Genomic DNA, 17,507 nt, shown 5'->3' with positions numbered 1-17,507 from the left:
ATGAGATATGGGAATATTTCAGAACAGTTTGGGGTAACCGGGAAAATAAATATTTCCGTAAAAGAGGATTCGGAAACAATCATGGAATCATTATTACATGCCGAAGAATTAGCGTTGATTCCCCCTACATGGTCTGAAAAACGAAAAAAGACATTTGTCATGGGGCGATTGGCAGCAAAACAGGCAATGGAAAGTTATGGAACTACAACTTATCCCGTTCTGCGTGGTTCCATGAACGAACCGCTTTGGCCTGATACATTCAAAGGCTCCATTGCCCATAAGGACAATATTGCTATTGCAGCCGTAACAAAAGACCCTTCCTACGCGGGAATTGGCATCGATATAGAAGACGCCCATTCCTTTCTTGACACGACACATGCCCGGCTTTTTTGTGTTGATGAAGAACTAACCTATGTGGAAGAAAACTCATTCAATGCCACGCTTTTCTTCTCCATAAAGGAATCCGTTGTGAAAGCAAATTATATGGCCTACGGAAAACGAACAGAAATGATAAATGTCAATTGCTGTAAATTATTGGAAAACCGTTCCTGTCCAAAAGTAAAAGTAAAATACATTTTGGAAAACCGATATATTATATCCTTGTGTATGATTTATCAAGAAAAAAATAAGAACAATGAATAAAAAAACTTCCAAAAAAACAAAGCAAGGCCTTTCTCGCTTGTTGGAAATAGCCGGAACCAAACGATGGTGGCTTATCGGGTCGGTTGTGCTAGCCATTGGCAGCACGGTAGCGCAATTTGTTCCTTACGTCACCATCATGAATATATTAAACGAACTGGCAGCCCATGCTGCCCACCCCGAAGATATCTCGCGGGAATTAGTAAAACATTGGGGAATCATCTGTCTGATAGCCTTTGGCTGTTATGGCATGTTGATGTTCATTTCATTAATGTTTTCACACATCGCCGCCTTCAACATCTTGTATGAACTGCGGGTAGCACTAACATGGAAAATGGCGAAACTACCACTGGGATTCTTCACCAAACGCACCACGGGTGATTTGAAGAAAATCATCGGAGAAGACGTGGAACGAGTTGAACTATTCGTCGCCCACCATATCCCCGATTTAACCAGTGCTATTGTTTTTCCGCTATTGATTATCGGCTGGCTTTTCACTATTGATTGGCGGTTATCACTTATTATGCTTGCAGTCATGTTGATTGCCATTGTATTCCAGTTCTCTACCACATGGTCAAAAAAGGCCACCGAAGATACAAAAAGCTATATGACTATAATGGGTAAGCTGAACGCGTCCATTATCGAATACGTGCGTGGCATGCAAGTGGTAAAGATTTTTAACCACTCATCCATCGCACTGGAAAACCTGAAAAAACAGATCTTTGGATTCCGTGATTTTTCAAATGCCATTACCACCAACTATGCTGTTACCTACCTTGGCTTCTACAATATGCTTTCAGCAACCCTATTATTCATTATTCCGGCAGCCATTTACTTTTTATTAAAAGCACCATCTTATAGTAATTACATCTCTACCGTGCTCATATTTCTTATATTAGGTGGCGGTATCTTTTTCCCTATGCACAAATTATTATGGATGACCAACATGTTACGTCAAAATACCATAGGCGTTGATTTAATAGACAAAATATTACAAAAAGAAGAAATTACTGATCCCGACGAGCCGCAAACACCTCGCGATGCTTCCATCGAATTTGCCAACGTATCATTCGCGTATGATAAAATACAAGTCCTGAACAATGTATCATTCACCGTTCCCCCCGGTACGGTAACAGCATTGGTAGGCGTTTCAGGCGCGGGGAAATCAACCATTGCCATGCTGACCGCCCGTTTCTGGGATATTGAAGACGGTGAAATCCGTATCGGTGGAAGTAATATCAAACAAATCCGTACGGAAGACTTGATGAATATCGTGTCGTTCGTCTTTCAGGATAACATGCTATTCTTCGATACCATCGAAGAAAATATCCGCATGGGAAATAAAACGGCAACGAAGGATAACGTGATTGCCGCAGCCAAAGCCGCCCAATGTCATGACTTTATCATGCAACTGGAAAAAGGCTACGATACCTTGGTAGGTGAAGGTGGAACCTACCTTTCCGGTGGCGAAGCACAACGGGTCGCGTTGGCAAGAGCTATTTTGAAAGATGCCCCGATTATTCTGCTTGATGAAGCAACGGCTTACGCCGACCCTGAAAATGAAGGCAAAATACTGGATTCATTTTCCCAACTTATCAAAGGTAAAACGGTCATGGTAATCGCGCACCGCTTATCCACAATCCGCAATGCCGAACAGATATTGGTTATCGACAAAGGAACGGTTGCCGAACTGGGTAAGCACGATGAACTGATTGCCCTTGGCGGTCTGTATAAAAATATGTGGGACATCTACTCTCGCTCACGCGAATGGAAACTTAACAGGTAATACACTATGAATATTATAAAATTAATGAATGCCGCCACGCAAGGAAAACCCCGTCGGTTGTATCCGATGCTTGGCTGGACATTATTGGAATATACTTTCCGTAGCACCCCTTATTGTATTATGCTGGGGGTGGTTTGGGAACTTTTTAAACTGCTTCAATATCCGGGAACGGAATTAAACGTAAAATTAATTGGCATTTACTGTGCCGTTCTGTTGATCTGCCTGTTACTATTGGTATTTTTCAACTATAAATCCTATATGGCATCTTACCGCGAAGGCTACAGCATTTGTGCAGACGGACGGGTAAACGTAGCGAAACACTTGCGCAAACTGTCAATGGGGTTTTATAATACCAAAGACCCCGGCACAATTGGCTCGTACATTGTAAGTGACTTCGATAATGTAGAATTATTAGTCACGCACCTACTTCCACAAATTATCGGTGGATTAATAGGCCCGTTGGTTATGATTATCAGTTTGGCATTTTTCAACTGGAAACTGGCGTTAATTGCCGCGCTGGTTATCCCGTTGGCGTGGCCAATGGTCTGGATTACCCGCAAACTGATCGCCTATTCGGGCAAGAAACAGCAAAAGTCAAAAAACGATACAGCATCACGTGTTATTGAATACATTCAGGGTATCCGGCTTATTAAAGCGTTCAATTTAAATGGAACAAAATTCGAACGCATGGAAAATTCATTCCGTAAATTAAAACAAGACTCTATCCGCTTGGAAGCCGGTTCCGGCCCCACGTTGATTTTAGCCACTTTTGTGCTGAATGCCAGTATTCCATTGATCATCCTGGTTGGATTCTATTTCTTCACACATGGTGAAATGACCTTACCCGTGTATATCCTTTTTCTTTTGCTCGGAACCAAAATATGCGAACCGCTGATGCAGGCATTGATGTTCCTCGGATTAGCAACCTATATGGGATTGAGCGTCGAACGCATCGAAACTTTGCGTAAAACACCTGTTATGCCTGATGGTGCTGACACGGGAAAAATCACAAATTATGACATCGAATTTCAGAATATAGACTTTTCATACAACCATGTACCTGTCATTAAACAATTGAATTTGAAAATTCCCTCGCACAAACTCACTGCTCTAGTTGGCCCTTCGGGTTCGGGGAAAACAACTTTGACACGATTGATTGCCCGTTTCTGGGACGTGGACAAAGGAGAAATCCGGCTGAATGGAAAAAATATTAAGAACTATCCGGTAGACAACTTGTTATCGTGCATTTCCATCGTGTTTCAGGATGTATACCTGTTTAATGATACAATTTACAACAACATCAAAATCGGTAACGCGAATGCCACGGATGCACAAATACTGGAAGCAGCCGAAAAAGCGCGGGTGATAAACTTCGCACGGGAACTGCCCGGTGGTTTGCAGGCAATGGTAGGTGAAGGCGGTTGCTCGCTTTCCGGTGGTGAAAAGCAACGCGTATCCATTGCTCGTGCCATGTTAAAAGATGCACCGATTATCTTGTTGGATGAAGCCACCGCTTCACTCGATCCCGAAAACGAACTACACATACAGGAAGCAATCAACGAACTGGTGAAAAGCAAAACCGTAATCGTGATTGCCCACCGATTGAACACGATTGTACATGCCGACAATATCGTGGTATTAAATGAGGGCAAATTATCAGAACAAGGAACCCACGAACAATTGATAACGAACAACGGATTGTACAAGCATATGTGGGATGAACAACAACGAATGAAAGGTTGGAAATTTTAAAACAGGAAAAAAATGAGAATAAACCTGACGGGCGTGCCCGAAACACTATTTATCACATTACGAATACGGGCAATTGAAACGAAACGCCCTGATGCAGCGATCATAGACCCGTACGCGACAGAAATACTGGAACAAATAGAGTTCGAGGAATCACCTAAAAATAAAGTGTCGGAAGCCTCACAAACAGGAACGATTATCCGTACCATTATTTTGGATGAAATCATTAACGACTTCTTACATCAGCACCCACAAGGCTGTGTTGTCAATTTGGGTTGCGGATTGGATGCCCGTTGTAAAAGGCTCTCTTTAAATGACTGTCAATGGTTCGATATCGACGTGGAAGAAACTATTGAAATACGCAAACACTTCTTTGAAGAAACACCTTTCTGTAAAATGATAGCCAAATCCATGTTTGATTACTCATGGATGGATACTATTCCCAAAGACCAACCGACACTGTTTATTTCGGAAGGAGTAATGATGTACTTTGAAGAAAAAGACATTAGGGCGTTGTTTTGTGAAATAGCCAAACAGTTCAAATCCGCGGAAATTGCCTTTGACACGATCAGTCGATGGGCGGTTAGGAATTACAAGTTGCATCCCGATGTAAAGAAATACAATGCCCCGTTCAAATGGGGCATTACCGACAGCAAAGAGATTGAGAACTGGCACGCGGGTATTCGGATAATCAAAGAATACTATTACGCCAATTACTTGAAAAACCGCTGGCCACTGCTGATGAAGATAATGATGAAATTGTACCCACCATTTATGAAATCATTCAGGGTGCTGCAATTGAAATTGCAGTAAATTACAAACCATAGGGATCCATTTTTTACTTAATAATTATACATCATGAATTTTTTAGAATTAACAAAATATACGGGCTTCAATTCTTCAATCAAAGAAATAGGGATGCTCCACACGGTTTGCAACACTAACATTCATCAATTGTAGATTCTAGCATCCTTAACTCTTTGTTCGGTAAGTCACCGGTAAGTCACCGGTAAGTCACCGATACATGTCGATAAATGTCGAATAATTTACCACTAATTTTTGCTTGATTTTTCGAACATAAACTTAAGGTACACAGAACGTTACAGCGACTTATCAAGACACGTAAAAGAGTATGTCAAGTTGTGGAAATAGGGTACTTCTTCGGTAAAAGTGCTTGCAACATATTGCAAATCACGAAGTTACAAACAACAAAAAAGTAACAACCATAAAACAAGAAAAGAGTCAGCCTCTCGGGATAACTCTCTGATTTTGTGTGTTTTCTAGCGGAGAGGGAGGGATTCGAACCCCCGGTACCTCGCAGTACAACGGTTTTCAAGACCGCCGCAATCGACCACTCTGCCACCTCTCCAAACGCGGGTGCAAATATAAAGGAAAATTTAAATACACAAAAGAAAGAATTTATTTTTTCTCAAAAATATCCCCCAACAAATACAATTTGATAACAAACAACAACAATACAGCGGTTAATTCAAATCCATGACTCCAAAGTTAAAGAATATTACCTATTTTTGTAGACAAGACAACGTATTATTAACATAGGCAAAATGACAGCATCATGGATGGAAAATTAAGTATCAACACGGGAACCTGTATCAAATGCGGCAAATGCGCGCGGGTATGCCCTTCACAAATCATCACGCAGGAAATAAAAGGCGCCGCGGTGAAAGTACAAAACGTGGAAAACTGTATCGCGTGTGGACATTGCGTGGCCGTGTGTCCTACCGGTTCCGTGCTCCATTCCGAATTCCCGCCGGAGAAGGTACACCCGTTCAAATACAGCGATTACCCCACTCCCGAACAGATGATGCTCATGTGTAAAGCTCGCCGTTCCAACAGGGCATTTTCTACCCGACCGATTCCCCGAGAGATGTTGGAACAGATTATCGAGGCAGCTCATCGTGCACCCACGGCAAGTAATATGCAACAAGTACACTTCACGCTGGTAACCGATCCCAAGCTACTGGACGCGATCAGTCGCTTCACGCTAAACGTGTTTAACTCGGCAGCCAAGAAATTGAGGAACCCGATACTAAAACCCGTCTTAAAACGAATTATGCCGGATGCTTACCGTTATCTACCCGCGTTTGATCGTTTAAACCGAGAGTACGCCAACGGCCATGACATGATTCTGCGAGGAGCTACAGCCGCCCTGTTTATCCACACACCGAAAAGCAGTCGTTTCGGGAGTGCCGACGCGAACCTGGCTTACCAGAATGGATCGCTCATGGCAGAATGTCTAGGGGTAAACCAATTCTACATGGGATTTGTCTGTTCCGCTATCCACCAAGAAAACAAGGGAACACTCGCTAATATGCTGGGAATAAACGGCACGATCCATGCAGCCATGGCCCTCGGTATGCCGGAGTTTCGTTTCTCCAGCTATATTGATAAAAAGGACAGGGTGGAGACAGACCTGTGATTACCGTGCTTGCCCCTAGTCGGAAGCTATTGCTTTTCCAGTAGCTTCTGTAACTTTGCCGGGGTAAGAACCTCGCGGGTATAAAACTTCCCGTCCACGAACACGCAGTACGTGGTGTGTGGTGCCCGATGCTCCCGTGCCATTTCACGAGTCGTTATCGGGTGTACCCGAACGGGGACGCTTGCAGCTTGAATAACCGGTTCCAATAGTTTAATATACGGCATCGTGAAGGGGCATTGTACCGTATAAAATATATCAATTCCCTTGACATCATCGCCCAGTCCGGCAGAGGCACAAGCCTTGAAACGGGGAAGCGGAGCATCCTGCCTGAATCGTTTTACCAACAATTCAATGTTCGGGGCACACGCGTCACAAACCTCGTATCCATGTTTGATGAAAAAAGCCTTATCTGAAAGATACGGTAACTTTTTCTTCCCTACCATCACCACCACCCCGTTCGTTGCCGCGACATCCTCTTCGCAGGTCTCCAATAATTCCCGACCATACCCGTGTCCTTTAAACGACCCGGCTACCCATAAACAATTAATGAAGGTGTAGCCGTCTGCCTCTACAGGTACCCAAGCATATTCAGCCGGTAAATACTCGATAAATACTTTTCCCCGAACATCCAATTTAATAAATTTCAACCCTTCTTTCATGCGACACGTTAACCACTCTTTCTTGGCCTCCACGCCATCAGCGCTTTTCTTGTCGGACATGGCACAACAAATATGCTCCCGCCCTATATTCTCGGGTGTTAAAATCACTTTATCCATATTCTTCATTTTGTGGATAAAAATACAACATTTTTATGAACAATGCCCCATGAAGGTACACCTTAATATCATCTTCTCTACAGGCAAATTCCTATACAGCAATACGAACAACAAAAAAACATGGCAAGAGCGTGTTATTTACAACAGAATATTTTTTCAGAAAAATATGGAAATTTATAATTCTATTCTTTGGAACATCCATAAAATTTAACAACTTTGTAGAGAATTACAAGAGGCGTGTAGCATGAAATATTACATCATAATTGCGGTACTAATAGGTGTGATCCTGTTTATTTTATACAAGTATAGACAGGCAAAACAAGCTATTAGTAACAAAAAAGGAGAAATCAAAACTTCTGAGGCTCTATTGGATTTCATTTTACAACACATAAAGTCCTATATTCTTTTCATTGACAAGGACTTTATCGTGATGAAAACGAACTATTACGCGATTACAAATACCCAGGACTCCGGACAAGCGAAAAGAGTTGGGGAACTACTTCATTGCGTCAATTCCCTGAGTAAAGGGTGTGGCAACGGAGAACTTTGCAAGGTATGCCCCATCAGACAAGCAATAACGGAAACCTTTAAAACAAAGAAAGACTTTTCTAACTTGGAAGCCACCGTGAGCCTGTGCCTATCAGACCAAGAAACTCTCAAATGCAATGTCACTGTTTCCGGTTCATACATGAATCTTCACAACCGTCCGGAAATGTTAATTACCATTCATGACATCACGGAACTCAAACAGACACAAATTCGCTTACAAGATGCTTTGGACAAAACAGAACGGATTGAAAAGTCAAAATTCATGTTTCTCGAAAAATTGAGTAACGAAATTAACGACCAATTAAACTGCATATTAGGCTGGACTAACTTGGTAAGCACGGATAAAACACTGACACCTGACCAGCAGAGCGAGTACATGAATCTTATATACGAACATTCCGACCACCTCTCACACTTGGCAAATGACGTGTTGCGGCTGGCCCGGATCGACGCGCACAAGATCGACTTACAGATGGTAACTTTCTGCCTGCACGAGTTCTGTCAGGATATCATCCTTCTTCGAACGAACAACTCCCACCCGAACGTGGAATTGTACCTGGAAGGAGATTCCCCGAATCTCCTGGTATACACGGATCAACAAAAATTATATCAGGTAATTCTCAACCTCCTGTCCAACGCACAGAAGTTTACTGACAAAGGACACATTAAACTGGCCTATTCCGTGGATGAAGAACAAAACACGATCAACTTTCTCGTGGAAGACACCGGATTAGGCATGTCGCCTAAAATACACTCGTATCTTTTCGAGAGGTTCTATAAGGCAAACACCTTTACCGATGGCCCCGGGCTGGGATTGTCCATCTGCAAGGCATACATTGAGGCTATGGGTGGAACCATTCAATTTACCTCTTCAGAAGGACACGGTACTTGTTTTCAGTTCTCTATAAAAAAAGAACCGATTCCGGAAGGCGATATTACACTAGATATACCCAAGTAATACATCATCTCGACACGAGTGTCTGAGTTTTTAATATAATTTACAAGGCCGGCTCAAACCTTACCGGGGAAATTTCCGTTTATCTCGAAAAACAACGACACGAATGGAAACAACTCAAAAGCCCAAAGAGATTATTGGCCATCTCATGGTCTTGTCAACAATTATCATATATAGCTTTAACACGAACTTCATGAAGATCCTCATGCCAGAATGGATCGCACCCCATGGCCTCGCGTTAATTCGTTGTACGGTCATGGTTCTCGGTTTCTGGATTATCTCCTTTTTCATCCCGGCGAGTAAACAACAGGCAAAACCCAAAAGAAAAGATATTCTCATGATGATGCTAGGCGGGCTACTCGGCATCGGAGGCAACTTGCTACTATATCTCAACGGATTGAATATCACGGGACCCGTGGATGCTTTCGTTATCCGTACCGTGCAACCCATCGTTGTGATTGCACTCGCCGTACTGATTCTTCATGTGGACTTCAATCGTTACAAGGCCATCGGTATTGTCTTGGGACTCGCGGGCACTCTTTACGTTTCAATCACCCCACATGCCGGAACGATGAAGGATTCGTTCACGGGTGACATTCTAGTCTTCGTCTCCTCGATTTTCAACGGACTCTATCTTATATTAATCAAACCCTACACCCAGAAATTCAATTCGATTATCGTGATGCGCTGGATGAGCTTGGCAGCCTTTATTCTCGTACTTCCTTTCGGTTTGTATCAAACCTTCAAAGCTCCGCTATTCACGTCAGAGGCCCCCGTGCATATTTGGCTAGAACTTGGTTTTATGCTTGTTTTCGCCACGATGATAGCTTACTTTCTCAACTTGAAAGCACTGCAATACATAACACCTTTCGTGGAAAGCGTGTATATCTACCTTCTTCCCATTACCGGGGCCATCGTGTCAATATCACTCGGTCTCCAGAAATTCTCATGGCACGACCCGATCGCCTTAGTATTAATCATTGCAGGATTTGCACTGATAAACAAAAAGAAAAAAGCAACAATAGTTACAAACCAATCTTGAAATCAAGCTATAGAAACGGTTCCATCCTCTTTGACAAACCGGCAATAATGTCCTTGTGTCTCTTCAGGAATTCACATATTTTCATTTTGGACTCAGGATTCTGCAATATTTCCGGAGATTCCAGCATTAGAGTCACCATATTCAGCAACTCGCTTGTCTCCTTGATACTCGTTGCCAACATCTGCATGAAAAACTCTCTTCTCTCCTTATCCTCGAACAAAACTTCTACCTCTTTTCGAAATCCTTCTGTATCAATACCTTCCAATTCGTCCTCTCGCATCATTATTTTATCTTTTTTGATTTTCAAATTTTACCACAATCAAAACACTTATTTGTCGACCGGGAAAATATGCGGACACAAGTTAATACATTTTTGTCAAAATTCCAAATATGTATCAACAATATTCCATCTATTCCAAAAACATAATAGCTAATATTGTATCATTACACGACAATTGTTCAATTTATATAACAATAAAAATGCTTCAGCAAATGATTTCTTTTTTATAATTTCGCATCCTCTTTAATTATTGTAGTTGCAAAACACTTATGTATATTCGAATGGGTAGAGATCATCTAAATACCAAATAAATAAACATCATGAAAATTACCGTTGAGGATTTTAACAAAATCGAAATGCGTGCAGGAACCGTAGTTCATGTAGAGATTAACAAACGAGCCCGCAAACCAGCCTATAAAGTAGACATTGATTTCGGTAACGAGATTGGAATTAAATCAACATCCGCCCAAATTACAGACTTATATAATGAAGAAAATCTTGTAGGAAAACAAGTTATTTGCTGTGTTAACCTTCCCGCCATTCATATTGGTTCTGTAAAAAGTGAGGTTCGTATTCTCGGCACGAATTCAACGCAAGGATGTGTCTTACTACAGCCCTCGCAAAAAGTAGAAAATGGAGATATAGTCTTTTAACTTTCTTAGGTAACCGGCTTTAACACGATCGAATATGCCATTAAATCCCAACATATCCCGATTTATCCGGGAACATTTGGACGACAATCCGGATCAACTACTATGGAAGAAAAACGATTACCCGGACAATCGTGTCGTGATAGCCGTGGAACAAATTCAAGCACGGGAGAATATCAAAGACAAACTTCCCTCATGGTACGCCTGCCGGGATATTTTCTACCCGTCCAAGTTATCGACCGAACAATGTTCTTCCGAAACAACAGCTCTCTACAAGTCACGACTTGCCACGGGGGACTCTCTTTGTGATCTCACGGGTGGCTTGGGTGTCGACACGTACTTCTTTTCCCGGCAAGTCGGTAAAGTGACATACGTGGAGCGTGATGAATTGTACTGCGAGTCAGCCCGTTCCAATTTCCGGGCATTAGGAGCTACCAACATCGAGGTCGTTCACGCGGATGCAACTACCGTGGCCAACAACGTGTTTGCCGACACGTACTACATTGATCCCGCTCGTCGGACAACGGACAACAAGCGAGTGTTTGCCCTGACCGATTACGCCCCGAACGTACTGGAGATCAAGGAAACACTTTTACGACAAGGTCAACGCCTGATCATCAAAATCTCCCCCATGGCCGATCTCTCCGCGGTACTGCAACTCTTGCCCGAAACCACCGATGTACACGTAATTTCCGTCCGCAACGAATGCAAAGAACTTTTATTCGTATTGGGTAAAACCCCGGCCAATCAAACCGTGAACATTCACACCGTGAATTTCGCCACCGACTCGGAACAACGCTTCTCCTTTCCCTTGGAAGAGGAAAAAGACGCGCAACCTCACTACACGAGCCATGTCGGCACTTACCTTTACGAACCGAATAGTTCCATTCTCAAAAGCGGGGCATTCAAACTCGTTGCCGCCCGTTACGGGGTAGAAAAACTCCATCCTCACAGCCACCTTTACACCTCAGATCACCTCGTTGAAGACTTCCCCGGTCGTTCATTTCATGTCAAGGAGATACTGGACTTTTCAAGCAAACTACTGAAACAAATCTCCCACACCATCCCCAAGGCCAACATCACTACCCGTAACTTTAAATTATCCGTCAACGAACTTCGTTCCCGAAGCAAAATAAAAGACGGCGGCACCGTTTACCTCTTCGCCACCACCCTCAATGACGGACGGGCTGTACTCGTGAGGGCAGAAAAATAAATTATCTTGAATCTTTTCTTTCACCTCTTCCGTATAGGGCAGAAAACTAAACTGCACCAACATGAAAATACAAACCGGCCATGGCACGATCACGCTCACGGCACTTCTTGCCATCTATTCCATATCGATGGTAACTTCATTACCCGGCTTGGCTATCTCGCCGATTCTCGGTGATCTCAAGAACATTTTCAAGAACGCCAGCGATTTGGAACTGCAAATGCTTGAATCGTTGCCGTCGTTTATCATCGTCCCGTTCATCTTACTGGCAGGACGACTATCGCTAAGGATTAACAAAAAAAGGATCCTCATTATCGGGCTATCCATATTCTTCGGGTGTAGCGTGATTTACCCTTTCAGTAATTCCCTGTGGCTACTGCTATTGGTCAGCGCCTTGTTGGGCGTTGGAGCCGGAATGGTCATCCCGTTTTCCACGGGACTTATCGCTGACAACTTCACGAAACGTTACAGGACTCGTCAATTGGGTATTGCCTCGGCGATTACCAATATCTCACTGGTTTTCGCAACCTTTCTGGCTGGTGTTCTCGCCTCCATCAACTGGCGCTACGCATTCCTCGTGTATTGCCTGTCAGGAATCTCGCTGCTGTTCGCTTTTAAACTGAACTCCACCCCTCCCGCGGTACCACAAAGTGACAAACACTCGAACGATACCCCGGTGACAACAAACCACAACTGGCCGATAGCACTCATGTTTCTTTACTACTTTATCACGTTTATTGTACTAACAGTACCCTTTAACCTGTCGATCTACATGGAAACGCTGAAATTCAAGGATCCGGACATTTCCGGCACATTTATTTCCATATTTTTCCTTGCCATGACAATCCCCGGTCTTTTTATCAACAACATCATCAGCTGGTTACGAGGTTACACGAACGTGTATTCCGCCGCAGCCATTGCCCTTGGCTTTGTGCTTTTTATCGTGAAAGGCGGACCGATACTGTTAACCATTGGCGTTCTCCTTATCGGGATTGGGTACGGGTGTATGCAGCCCATTATATACGACAAAACATCCACGAGTACCACCGAGTCACACGCGACATTCGCGCTGGCTCTCGTGATGGCCATGAATTACATAGCGATTATCACCTACCCTTTCATCCTCGAAATATTACAAGAAATATTCTCCACGGATGCCTCTTATTTCCCGTTTTTACTCAGCACGATACTGGCCTGCATATTTGCCGTGTTCACCTATCTTAAACGAAATACGAACACATTGGGAATGCAAATTCAACGTTAAATATGGTATGGAGAAAAACCTTCTCGTCTTTTTCCCCGTATTTACTCCATCAAACAAGACAGATACAACGAATCAAAATTTCTAGATTATAAATTCTAAACTAAATTAATTCAAGATGACAACAAATTCAAACACAAAAGGGACCGCGATGAAACTCGGCGTGATGACCCTCGCGATTATGAACGTCGCGGCGGTCGTGAGTCTTCGTGGCCTACCGGCAGAAGCCGTTTATGGATTGAGTTCTGCATTCTACTATTTATTCGCGGCCATCGTATTCCTAGTTCCCACGGCTCTCGTGGCAGCCGAACTAGCCGCCATGTTTGCACAAAAAGAGGGTGGAGTTTTTCGCTGGGTCGGAGAGGCATACGGCAAACGGTTCGGATTCCTGGCGATATTCCTGCAATGGATTGAGAGTACGATCTGGTACCCGACAGTTCTGACATTCGGGGCCGTGTCCATCGCATACATCGGATTGAACACCTCTGAAGATGCCTTGTTGGCATCCAACAAAATCTTCACGCTGGTTACCGTGCTGGCCATTTACTGGGTAGCTACTTTTATCTCGCTGAAAGGACTGGGATGGGTAGGTAAAGTTTCCAAGATCGGGGCCATGGTCGGGACAATCATTCCCGCTGCACTTCTAATCATCTTCGGGATCATCTACCTTTCCACGGGCGGACATAACAACATGGACATGAGCCAAGGCTTCTTCCCCGACTTGAGCAAGTTTGACAACCTCGTGCTAGCCTCGGGAATCTTCCTTTTCTACGCCGGAATGGAAATGATGGGTATTCACGTGATGGACGTGAAGGAGCCCGCATCGAAGAATTACCCGAAAGCAATCTTTATCGGTGCCGGGATTACCGTGGTGATCTTCGTGCTAGGTACGTTCGCACTAGGCTTGATTATCCCGGCAAAAGACATCAACCTGACACAAAGTCTACTTGTCGGGTTCGACGGATATCTCAAATACCTACACATCAGTTGGGCCTCTCCGGTAATAGCCATCGCCTTGATGTTCGGAGTACTTGCCGGAGTATTGACTTGGGTTGCAGGTCCGTCAAAAGGTATTTTCACCGTGGGTAAAGCCGGGTATTTACCTCCTTTCTTCCAAAAAACCAATAAAATAGGCGTTCAAAAGAATATCCTGTTCGTGCAAGGGGGAGTGGTTACAATCCTGGCGTTACTGTTCGTGGTCATGCCTTCTGTACAATCGTTCTACCAGATTCTATCGCAGTTAACCGTATTACTGTATCTAATCATGTACCTGCTAATGTTCTCCGCGGCAATCGTCTTGCGTTACAAGATGAAAAAAACTGCTCGACCATTTGCTGTGGGCCGGAAGAGCAACATCGGGATATGGATTATCGCCGGATTGGGATTCTGCGGGGCCTTGCTGGCTTTCGTGTTGAGTTTCATCCCGCCTTCACAAATCAACGTGGGTAGTAACACCGTTTGGTTTGCCGTGCTGATTATCGGGTGCGTTGTGGTTGTTGCCACGCCGTTCATCATCTATTCCTTGCGCAAACCGTCATGGAAAGACCCGAAAGCACAAATTGCCCCATTCCACTGGGAAGAACAACCGGTTGCTCCAGCGACTTCAGCTGCTTCAACCACAGCGGAAACGAAAAAATAAAAAGGGAAAAACTACAATTAACCAATATGAAAAAAACAATTACAAGCCATGACCTCAAGAACTTAGTGAACGAGGCTCATGCACAAGTGAAGGATTTGAAGGGTGGGAAAAATGCAAATTATATTCCATTCTTGGACAAGATCGATTCTAACTTATTTGGTATATCCGTTTGTCTCCCGTCGGGAGAAATCATCGAAGCCGGTGACACGAATTACGTTTTCGGTATCGAATCCGTATCCAAGGTGTACACCGCAATCCTGGTGTTACGCCAATACGGGGCTCAAGCTGTGTTGGACAAAATCGGGGCAGATGCCACGGGACTGCCATTCAACTCGATCATGGCAATCCTGTTGGAAAACGACCACCCGAGTACCCCGCTCGTGAACGCCGGAGCCATCAGTGCCGACAGCATGGTAAAACCCGTGGGCAACAGTGATGCCAAATGGAAGGCTATCACCGACAACATGCGGGAATTGAGCGGTAGCGACCTAACATTACTGGATGAACTTTACAAGTCAGAATCCGAGACAAACTTCAACAACCGCTCCATCGCATGGTTATTGAAAAATTTCAACCGGATTTACGATGATCCGGATATGTCACTGGATCTATACACGCGGCAATGCTCGATGGGTGTGACGGCCAAACAATTATCCATCGCAGCCTGCACGATTGCCAACAACGGTTTGAATCCCGTGACAAAACAACAAGTATTCGACCCGTCATTATCTCCTAAAATCACCTCCTTAATTGCCACCGTGGGATTCTACGAACACACGGGTGATTGGTTGTACACCAGCGGTGTCCCTGCCAAATCGGGAGTTGGTGGCGGTGTACTCGGGGTAATTCCCGGTCTGTTCGGTATCGCCGCTTTCGCTCCTCCTCTGGACGAGGCTGGCAACTCGGTGAAAGCACAGGCTGCCATCAAGTATATCGCGCAGAGATTAAACGTGAATGTCTTTGGGGGAGACTACGTGGAAGTAATCAATTAGTTCATAACGAGGGTACATTCTATGTTTTTGGGGTAAAAACATAGAATGTACACCCTCTTTTCACTCATTCTATGAAATGAAAAGAAGTAAAATTTTCGAGCAAATACTCAACGGACTCGTATTATTGGGCAGTTTGGCTATTATCATTGTTGCCTCTATCGAGTTGCTGAATGGGAATAATGCGCTCAGCGAGACTTTTATATTGAAATTTCATCTCTGGGTGTGTGGACTTTTTCTAGCCGACTTCTTCGTTCGATGGTACACGGATAGATGGAGCGGACATTTCTTCATTCATAACCTATTTTTCTTGTTGGTCTCGATTCCTTATCTCAATATCGTGTACGGTTTATCAACGACCATATCCCATCCCCTGTGGCTGATCCTACGGTTAATCCCACTGGCACGAGGCATTTACGGGGTATCGCTCATCGTGAGCTGGATGACGCGCAGCCGGATCACCAACTTATTTGCCACGTACCTGACAATTCTTTTCACGACTATTTATTTTTGCAGCATCATTTTCTACTACATGGAACACGGTGTCAACCCACCCGTGAAAACGTATTGGGACGCTTTCGACTGGGCGCTGATGAACGTCACCACGGTCGGATCAAATATTTTCGGGGTCACGAAGATCGGGCAAATCCTTGCCGTCATTCTCGCTGCTGCAGGTATGATTTTCTTCCCGATATTCACCGCTTACGTCACGACGATATTCCAGCGAAAAAGAAAAGAAACAAACGGAACATCCGATGAATAAACACCCCTCCTTCAGACTAACGGCTTATGTCGTTTTTTATAATTTTCGATGCGAATCTCCCTCTCCTCTTTTGATAAGCTGGCCGGGAATTCGAAAGTCGTGCGCTCGTTGATGGCGACGTACTCGACCTCACCGACTCTTTTTTTATGTTCCTTCAACGCATTCTCCGCCTGTTGTGCTTGTGATAATCTTTCAAAATGATTTGTATTCTTTTTCATGTGATCCAATTTAGACTACCAATTAATTATTTATTGTACAAACATTTACGGCATTCATTCCACGTTTCCCTCGTTCCAAATCAAACGTCACGATGTCATTCTCCTCGACATCAACAAGAACATTATTGACATGAAAAAAGTACTTGTCCGTACCTACCAGATTCTTAATGAAACCATACCCTTTCTGCGTGTCAAAATACTCCACCCGTCCTTTCAAAATGGCGGGAGCTTCCTGCCTAGGAATTGAAATCTGTATATCTTCTTGCACAATCTCCTCCTCGTTCTGCCTCTCTTCGGGCGGTATCGAAGTGATCATTCCATGTTCATCAACATAAGCGATCATCTCATCGAAACTGCTCGCTTTGCCGGATAGTTTTCTCTCTTCTTTCCGATTTTGTTTTGCCTGTCTCCGGGCTTGTTTTTTCTTCTCGTTTTCTTTTTTACCAAATGTAGTAGGTTTTGCCATGCAATCTATTTTAATTTATAAAATGACAAATTAGAGATAAGGGGAATTAAAGGAGAAACCTGATTAACTTGTAAAAACGTTCCGATCAATAATAT

17 protein-coding genes and 1 tRNA gene are annotated in these 17,507 nt (G+C 43.8%); 13 read left to right on the top strand and 5 right to left on the bottom strand.

Annotation, left to right across the window (positions count from 1 at the left end):
• Genes D8S85_RS00165 through D8S85_RS00150 form a run of 4 tightly spaced genes read left to right on the top strand, consistent with a single transcriptional unit; the run spans position 1 to position 4,987 of the window.
• Positions 1-642 (top strand): 4'-phosphopantetheinyl transferase family protein, encoded by a 642-nt coding sequence (locus tag D8S85_RS00165; RefSeq protein ID WP_106624265.1) that lies wholly within the window; start codon positions 1-3, stop codon positions 640-642.
• The gene (locus D8S85_RS00160; protein ID WP_106624264.1) at positions 635-2,425 is read left to right on the top strand and encodes an ABC transporter ATP-binding protein; all 1,791 of its coding nucleotides are present in this window, start codon (positions 635-637) and stop codon (positions 2,423-2,425) included. Before D8S85_RS00165 ends, D8S85_RS00160 begins: the two co-directional genes overlap by 8 nt.
• Positions 2,426-2,431: 6 nt before the next feature.
• Positions 2,432-4,177 (top strand): ABC transporter ATP-binding protein, encoded by a 1,746-nt coding sequence (locus D8S85_RS00155; protein ID WP_106624263.1) that lies wholly within the window; start codon positions 2,432-2,434, stop codon positions 4,175-4,177.
• Between the two features lie 12 nt (positions 4,178-4,189).
• Complete coding sequence (locus D8S85_RS00150; RefSeq protein WP_106624262.1) at positions 4,190-4,987, top strand: class I SAM-dependent methyltransferase; 798 nt, start codon at positions 4,190-4,192, stop codon at positions 4,985-4,987.
• Positions 4,988-5,458: 471 nt separating this feature from the next.
• Here D8S85_RS00150 and D8S85_RS00145 read toward each other — a convergent pair.
• A tRNA-Ser gene (locus D8S85_RS00145) sits at positions 5,459-5,543 on the bottom strand.
• Between the two features lie 207 nt (positions 5,544-5,750).
• Between D8S85_RS00145 and D8S85_RS00140 the strand changes: the two genes are divergently transcribed.
• A complete protein-coding gene (locus D8S85_RS00140) occupies positions 5,751-6,614 on the top strand; it encodes a nitroreductase family protein (RefSeq protein ID WP_106624261.1) in 864 nt (287 codons plus the stop codon).
• A 26-nt stretch (positions 6,615-6,640) separates the two neighbouring features.
• Here the strand turns inward: D8S85_RS00140 and D8S85_RS00135 are convergent, their stop codons facing one another.
• Positions 6,641-7,390 carry a GNAT family N-acetyltransferase gene (locus D8S85_RS00135; RefSeq protein ID WP_127074650.1) on the bottom strand — a complete coding sequence of 250 codons (750 nt, stop codon included), beginning with the start codon at positions 7,388-7,390 and terminating at the stop codon, positions 6,641-6,643.
• Between the two features lie 244 nt (positions 7,391-7,634).
• On the opposite strand from D8S85_RS00135, the gene D8S85_RS00130 reads away from it, so the two are divergent.
• On the top strand, positions 7,635-8,897 hold the full coding sequence (locus tag D8S85_RS00130; protein WP_106624260.1) for a sensor histidine kinase: 1,263 nt from the start codon (positions 7,635-7,637) through the stop codon (positions 8,895-8,897).
• Positions 8,898-9,000: 103 nt separating this feature from the next.
• Positions 9,001-9,936 (top strand): DMT family transporter, encoded by a 936-nt coding sequence (locus D8S85_RS00125; protein ID WP_106624259.1) that lies wholly within the window; start codon positions 9,001-9,003, stop codon positions 9,934-9,936.
• A gap of 7 nt (positions 9,937-9,943) precedes the next feature.
• Here D8S85_RS00125 and D8S85_RS00120 read toward each other — a convergent pair whose 3' ends face one another.
• Positions 9,944-10,219, bottom strand: a complete 276-nt coding sequence (locus D8S85_RS00120) for a hypothetical protein (protein ID WP_106624258.1) — start codon at positions 10,217-10,219, stop codon at positions 9,944-9,946.
• 317 nt (positions 10,220-10,536) lie between these two features.
• On the opposite strand from D8S85_RS00120, the gene D8S85_RS00115 reads away from it, so the two are divergent.
• The 6 genes from D8S85_RS00115 (at position 10,537) to D8S85_RS00090 (ending at position 16,728) form a co-directional block, all read left to right on the top strand.
• A complete protein-coding gene (locus D8S85_RS00115; RefSeq protein ID WP_106624257.1) occupies positions 10,537-10,869 on the top strand; it encodes a tRNA-binding protein in 333 nt (110 codons plus the stop codon).
• Positions 10,870-10,903: 34 nt separating this feature from the next.
• Positions 10,904-12,079: a THUMP-like domain-containing protein gene (locus D8S85_RS00110; RefSeq protein ID WP_106624256.1), complete on the top strand. Its 1,176-nt coding sequence runs from the start codon at positions 10,904-10,906 to the stop codon at positions 12,077-12,079.
• A 61-nt stretch (positions 12,080-12,140) separates the two neighbouring features.
• Positions 12,141-13,340, top strand: a complete 1,200-nt coding sequence (locus D8S85_RS00105) for an MFS transporter (protein WP_106624255.1) — start codon at positions 12,141-12,143, stop codon at positions 13,338-13,340.
• Positions 13,341-13,455: 115 nt separating this feature from the next.
• Positions 13,456-14,976: a putative glutamine/gamma-aminobutyrate antiporter GadC gene (gene gadC / locus D8S85_RS00100; protein ID WP_106624254.1), complete on the top strand. Its 1,521-nt coding sequence runs from the start codon at positions 13,456-13,458 to the stop codon at positions 14,974-14,976.
• Positions 14,977-15,002: 26 nt separating this feature from the next.
• Positions 15,003-15,968, top strand: coding sequence for a glutaminase A (gene glsA / locus D8S85_RS00095; protein WP_106624253.1), 966 nt, complete (start codon positions 15,003-15,005; stop codon positions 15,966-15,968).
• A 76-nt stretch (positions 15,969-16,044) separates the two neighbouring features.
• The gene (locus tag D8S85_RS00090) at positions 16,045-16,728 is read left to right on the top strand and encodes an ion channel (protein ID WP_106624252.1); all 684 of its coding nucleotides are present in this window, start codon (positions 16,045-16,047) and stop codon (positions 16,726-16,728) included.
• An 11-nt stretch (positions 16,729-16,739) separates the two neighbouring features.
• Here the strand turns inward: D8S85_RS00090 and D8S85_RS00085 are convergent, their stop codons facing one another.
• Together D8S85_RS00085 and D8S85_RS00080 are read right to left on the bottom strand one after the other, a co-directional pair.
• Positions 16,740-16,946, bottom strand: a complete 207-nt coding sequence (locus D8S85_RS00085; protein WP_106624251.1) for a hypothetical protein — start codon at positions 16,944-16,946, stop codon at positions 16,740-16,742.
• 22 nt (positions 16,947-16,968) lie between these two features.
• Complete coding sequence (locus D8S85_RS00080; RefSeq protein WP_106624250.1) at positions 16,969-17,412, bottom strand: cold-shock protein; 444 nt, start codon at positions 17,410-17,412, stop codon at positions 16,969-16,971.
• Positions 17,413-17,507 lie beyond the last annotated feature (95 nt).

Source organism: Butyricimonas faecalis (assembly GCF_003991565.1).
In the GTDB taxonomy this organism is placed as follows: domain Bacteria; phylum Bacteroidota; class Bacteroidia; order Bacteroidales; family Marinifilaceae; genus Butyricimonas; species Butyricimonas faecalis.
Note: the sequence above shows the minus strand (reverse complement) of the source record. Positions and strands in the feature narration are given on the sequence as shown.

Excerpts from the sequence above, each read along its gene's own strand:
- D8S85_RS00125 (WP_106624259.1), top strand. The coding sequence starts at position 9,001 with ATGGAAACAACTCAAAAGCCCAAAGAGATTATTGGCCATCTCATGGTC.
- D8S85_RS00115 (WP_106624257.1), top strand. The coding sequence starts at position 10,537 with ATGAAAATTACCGTTGAGGATTTTAACAAAATCGAAATGCGTGCAGGA.
- glsA (WP_106624253.1), top strand. The coding sequence starts at position 15,003 with ATGAAAAAAACAATTACAAGCCATGACCTCAAGAACTTAGTGAACGAG.
- D8S85_RS00140 (WP_106624261.1), top strand. The coding sequence starts at position 5,751 with ATGGATGGAAAATTAAGTATCAACACGGGAACCTGTATCAAATGCGGC.
- D8S85_RS00160 (WP_106624264.1), top strand. The coding sequence starts at position 635 with ATGAATAAAAAAACTTCCAAAAAAACAAAGCAAGGCCTTTCTCGCTTG.
- D8S85_RS00110 (WP_106624256.1), top strand. The coding sequence starts at position 10,904 with ATGCCATTAAATCCCAACATATCCCGATTTATCCGGGAACATTTGGAC.
- gadC (WP_106624254.1), top strand. The coding sequence starts at position 13,456 with ATGACAACAAATTCAAACACAAAAGGGACCGCGATGAAACTCGGCGTG.
- D8S85_RS00150 (WP_106624262.1), top strand. The coding sequence starts at position 4,190 with ATGAGAATAAACCTGACGGGCGTGCCCGAAACACTATTTATCACATTA.
- D8S85_RS00130 (WP_106624260.1), top strand. The coding sequence starts at position 7,635 with ATGAAATATTACATCATAATTGCGGTACTAATAGGTGTGATCCTGTTT.
- D8S85_RS00155 (WP_106624263.1), top strand. The coding sequence starts at position 2,432 with ATGAATATTATAAAATTAATGAATGCCGCCACGCAAGGAAAACCCCGT.
- D8S85_RS00105 (WP_106624255.1), top strand. The coding sequence starts at position 12,141 with ATGAAAATACAAACCGGCCATGGCACGATCACGCTCACGGCACTTCTT.
- D8S85_RS00165 (WP_106624265.1), top strand. The coding sequence starts at position 1 with ATGAGATATGGGAATATTTCAGAACAGTTTGGGGTAACCGGGAAAATA.
- D8S85_RS00080 (WP_106624250.1), bottom strand. The coding sequence starts at position 17,412 with ATGGCAAAACCTACTACATTTGGTAAAAAAGAAAACGAGAAGAAAAAA.
- D8S85_RS00120 (WP_106624258.1), bottom strand. The coding sequence starts at position 10,219 with ATGATGCGAGAGGACGAATTGGAAGGTATTGATACAGAAGGATTTCGA.
- D8S85_RS00090 (WP_106624252.1), top strand. The coding sequence starts at position 16,045 with ATGAAAAGAAGTAAAATTTTCGAGCAAATACTCAACGGACTCGTATTA.
- D8S85_RS00085 (WP_106624251.1), bottom strand. The coding sequence starts at position 16,946 with ATGAAAAAGAATACAAATCATTTTGAAAGATTATCACAAGCACAACAG.
- D8S85_RS00135 (WP_127074650.1), bottom strand. The coding sequence starts at position 7,390 with ATGGATAAAGTGATTTTAACACCCGAGAATATAGGGCGGGAGCATATT.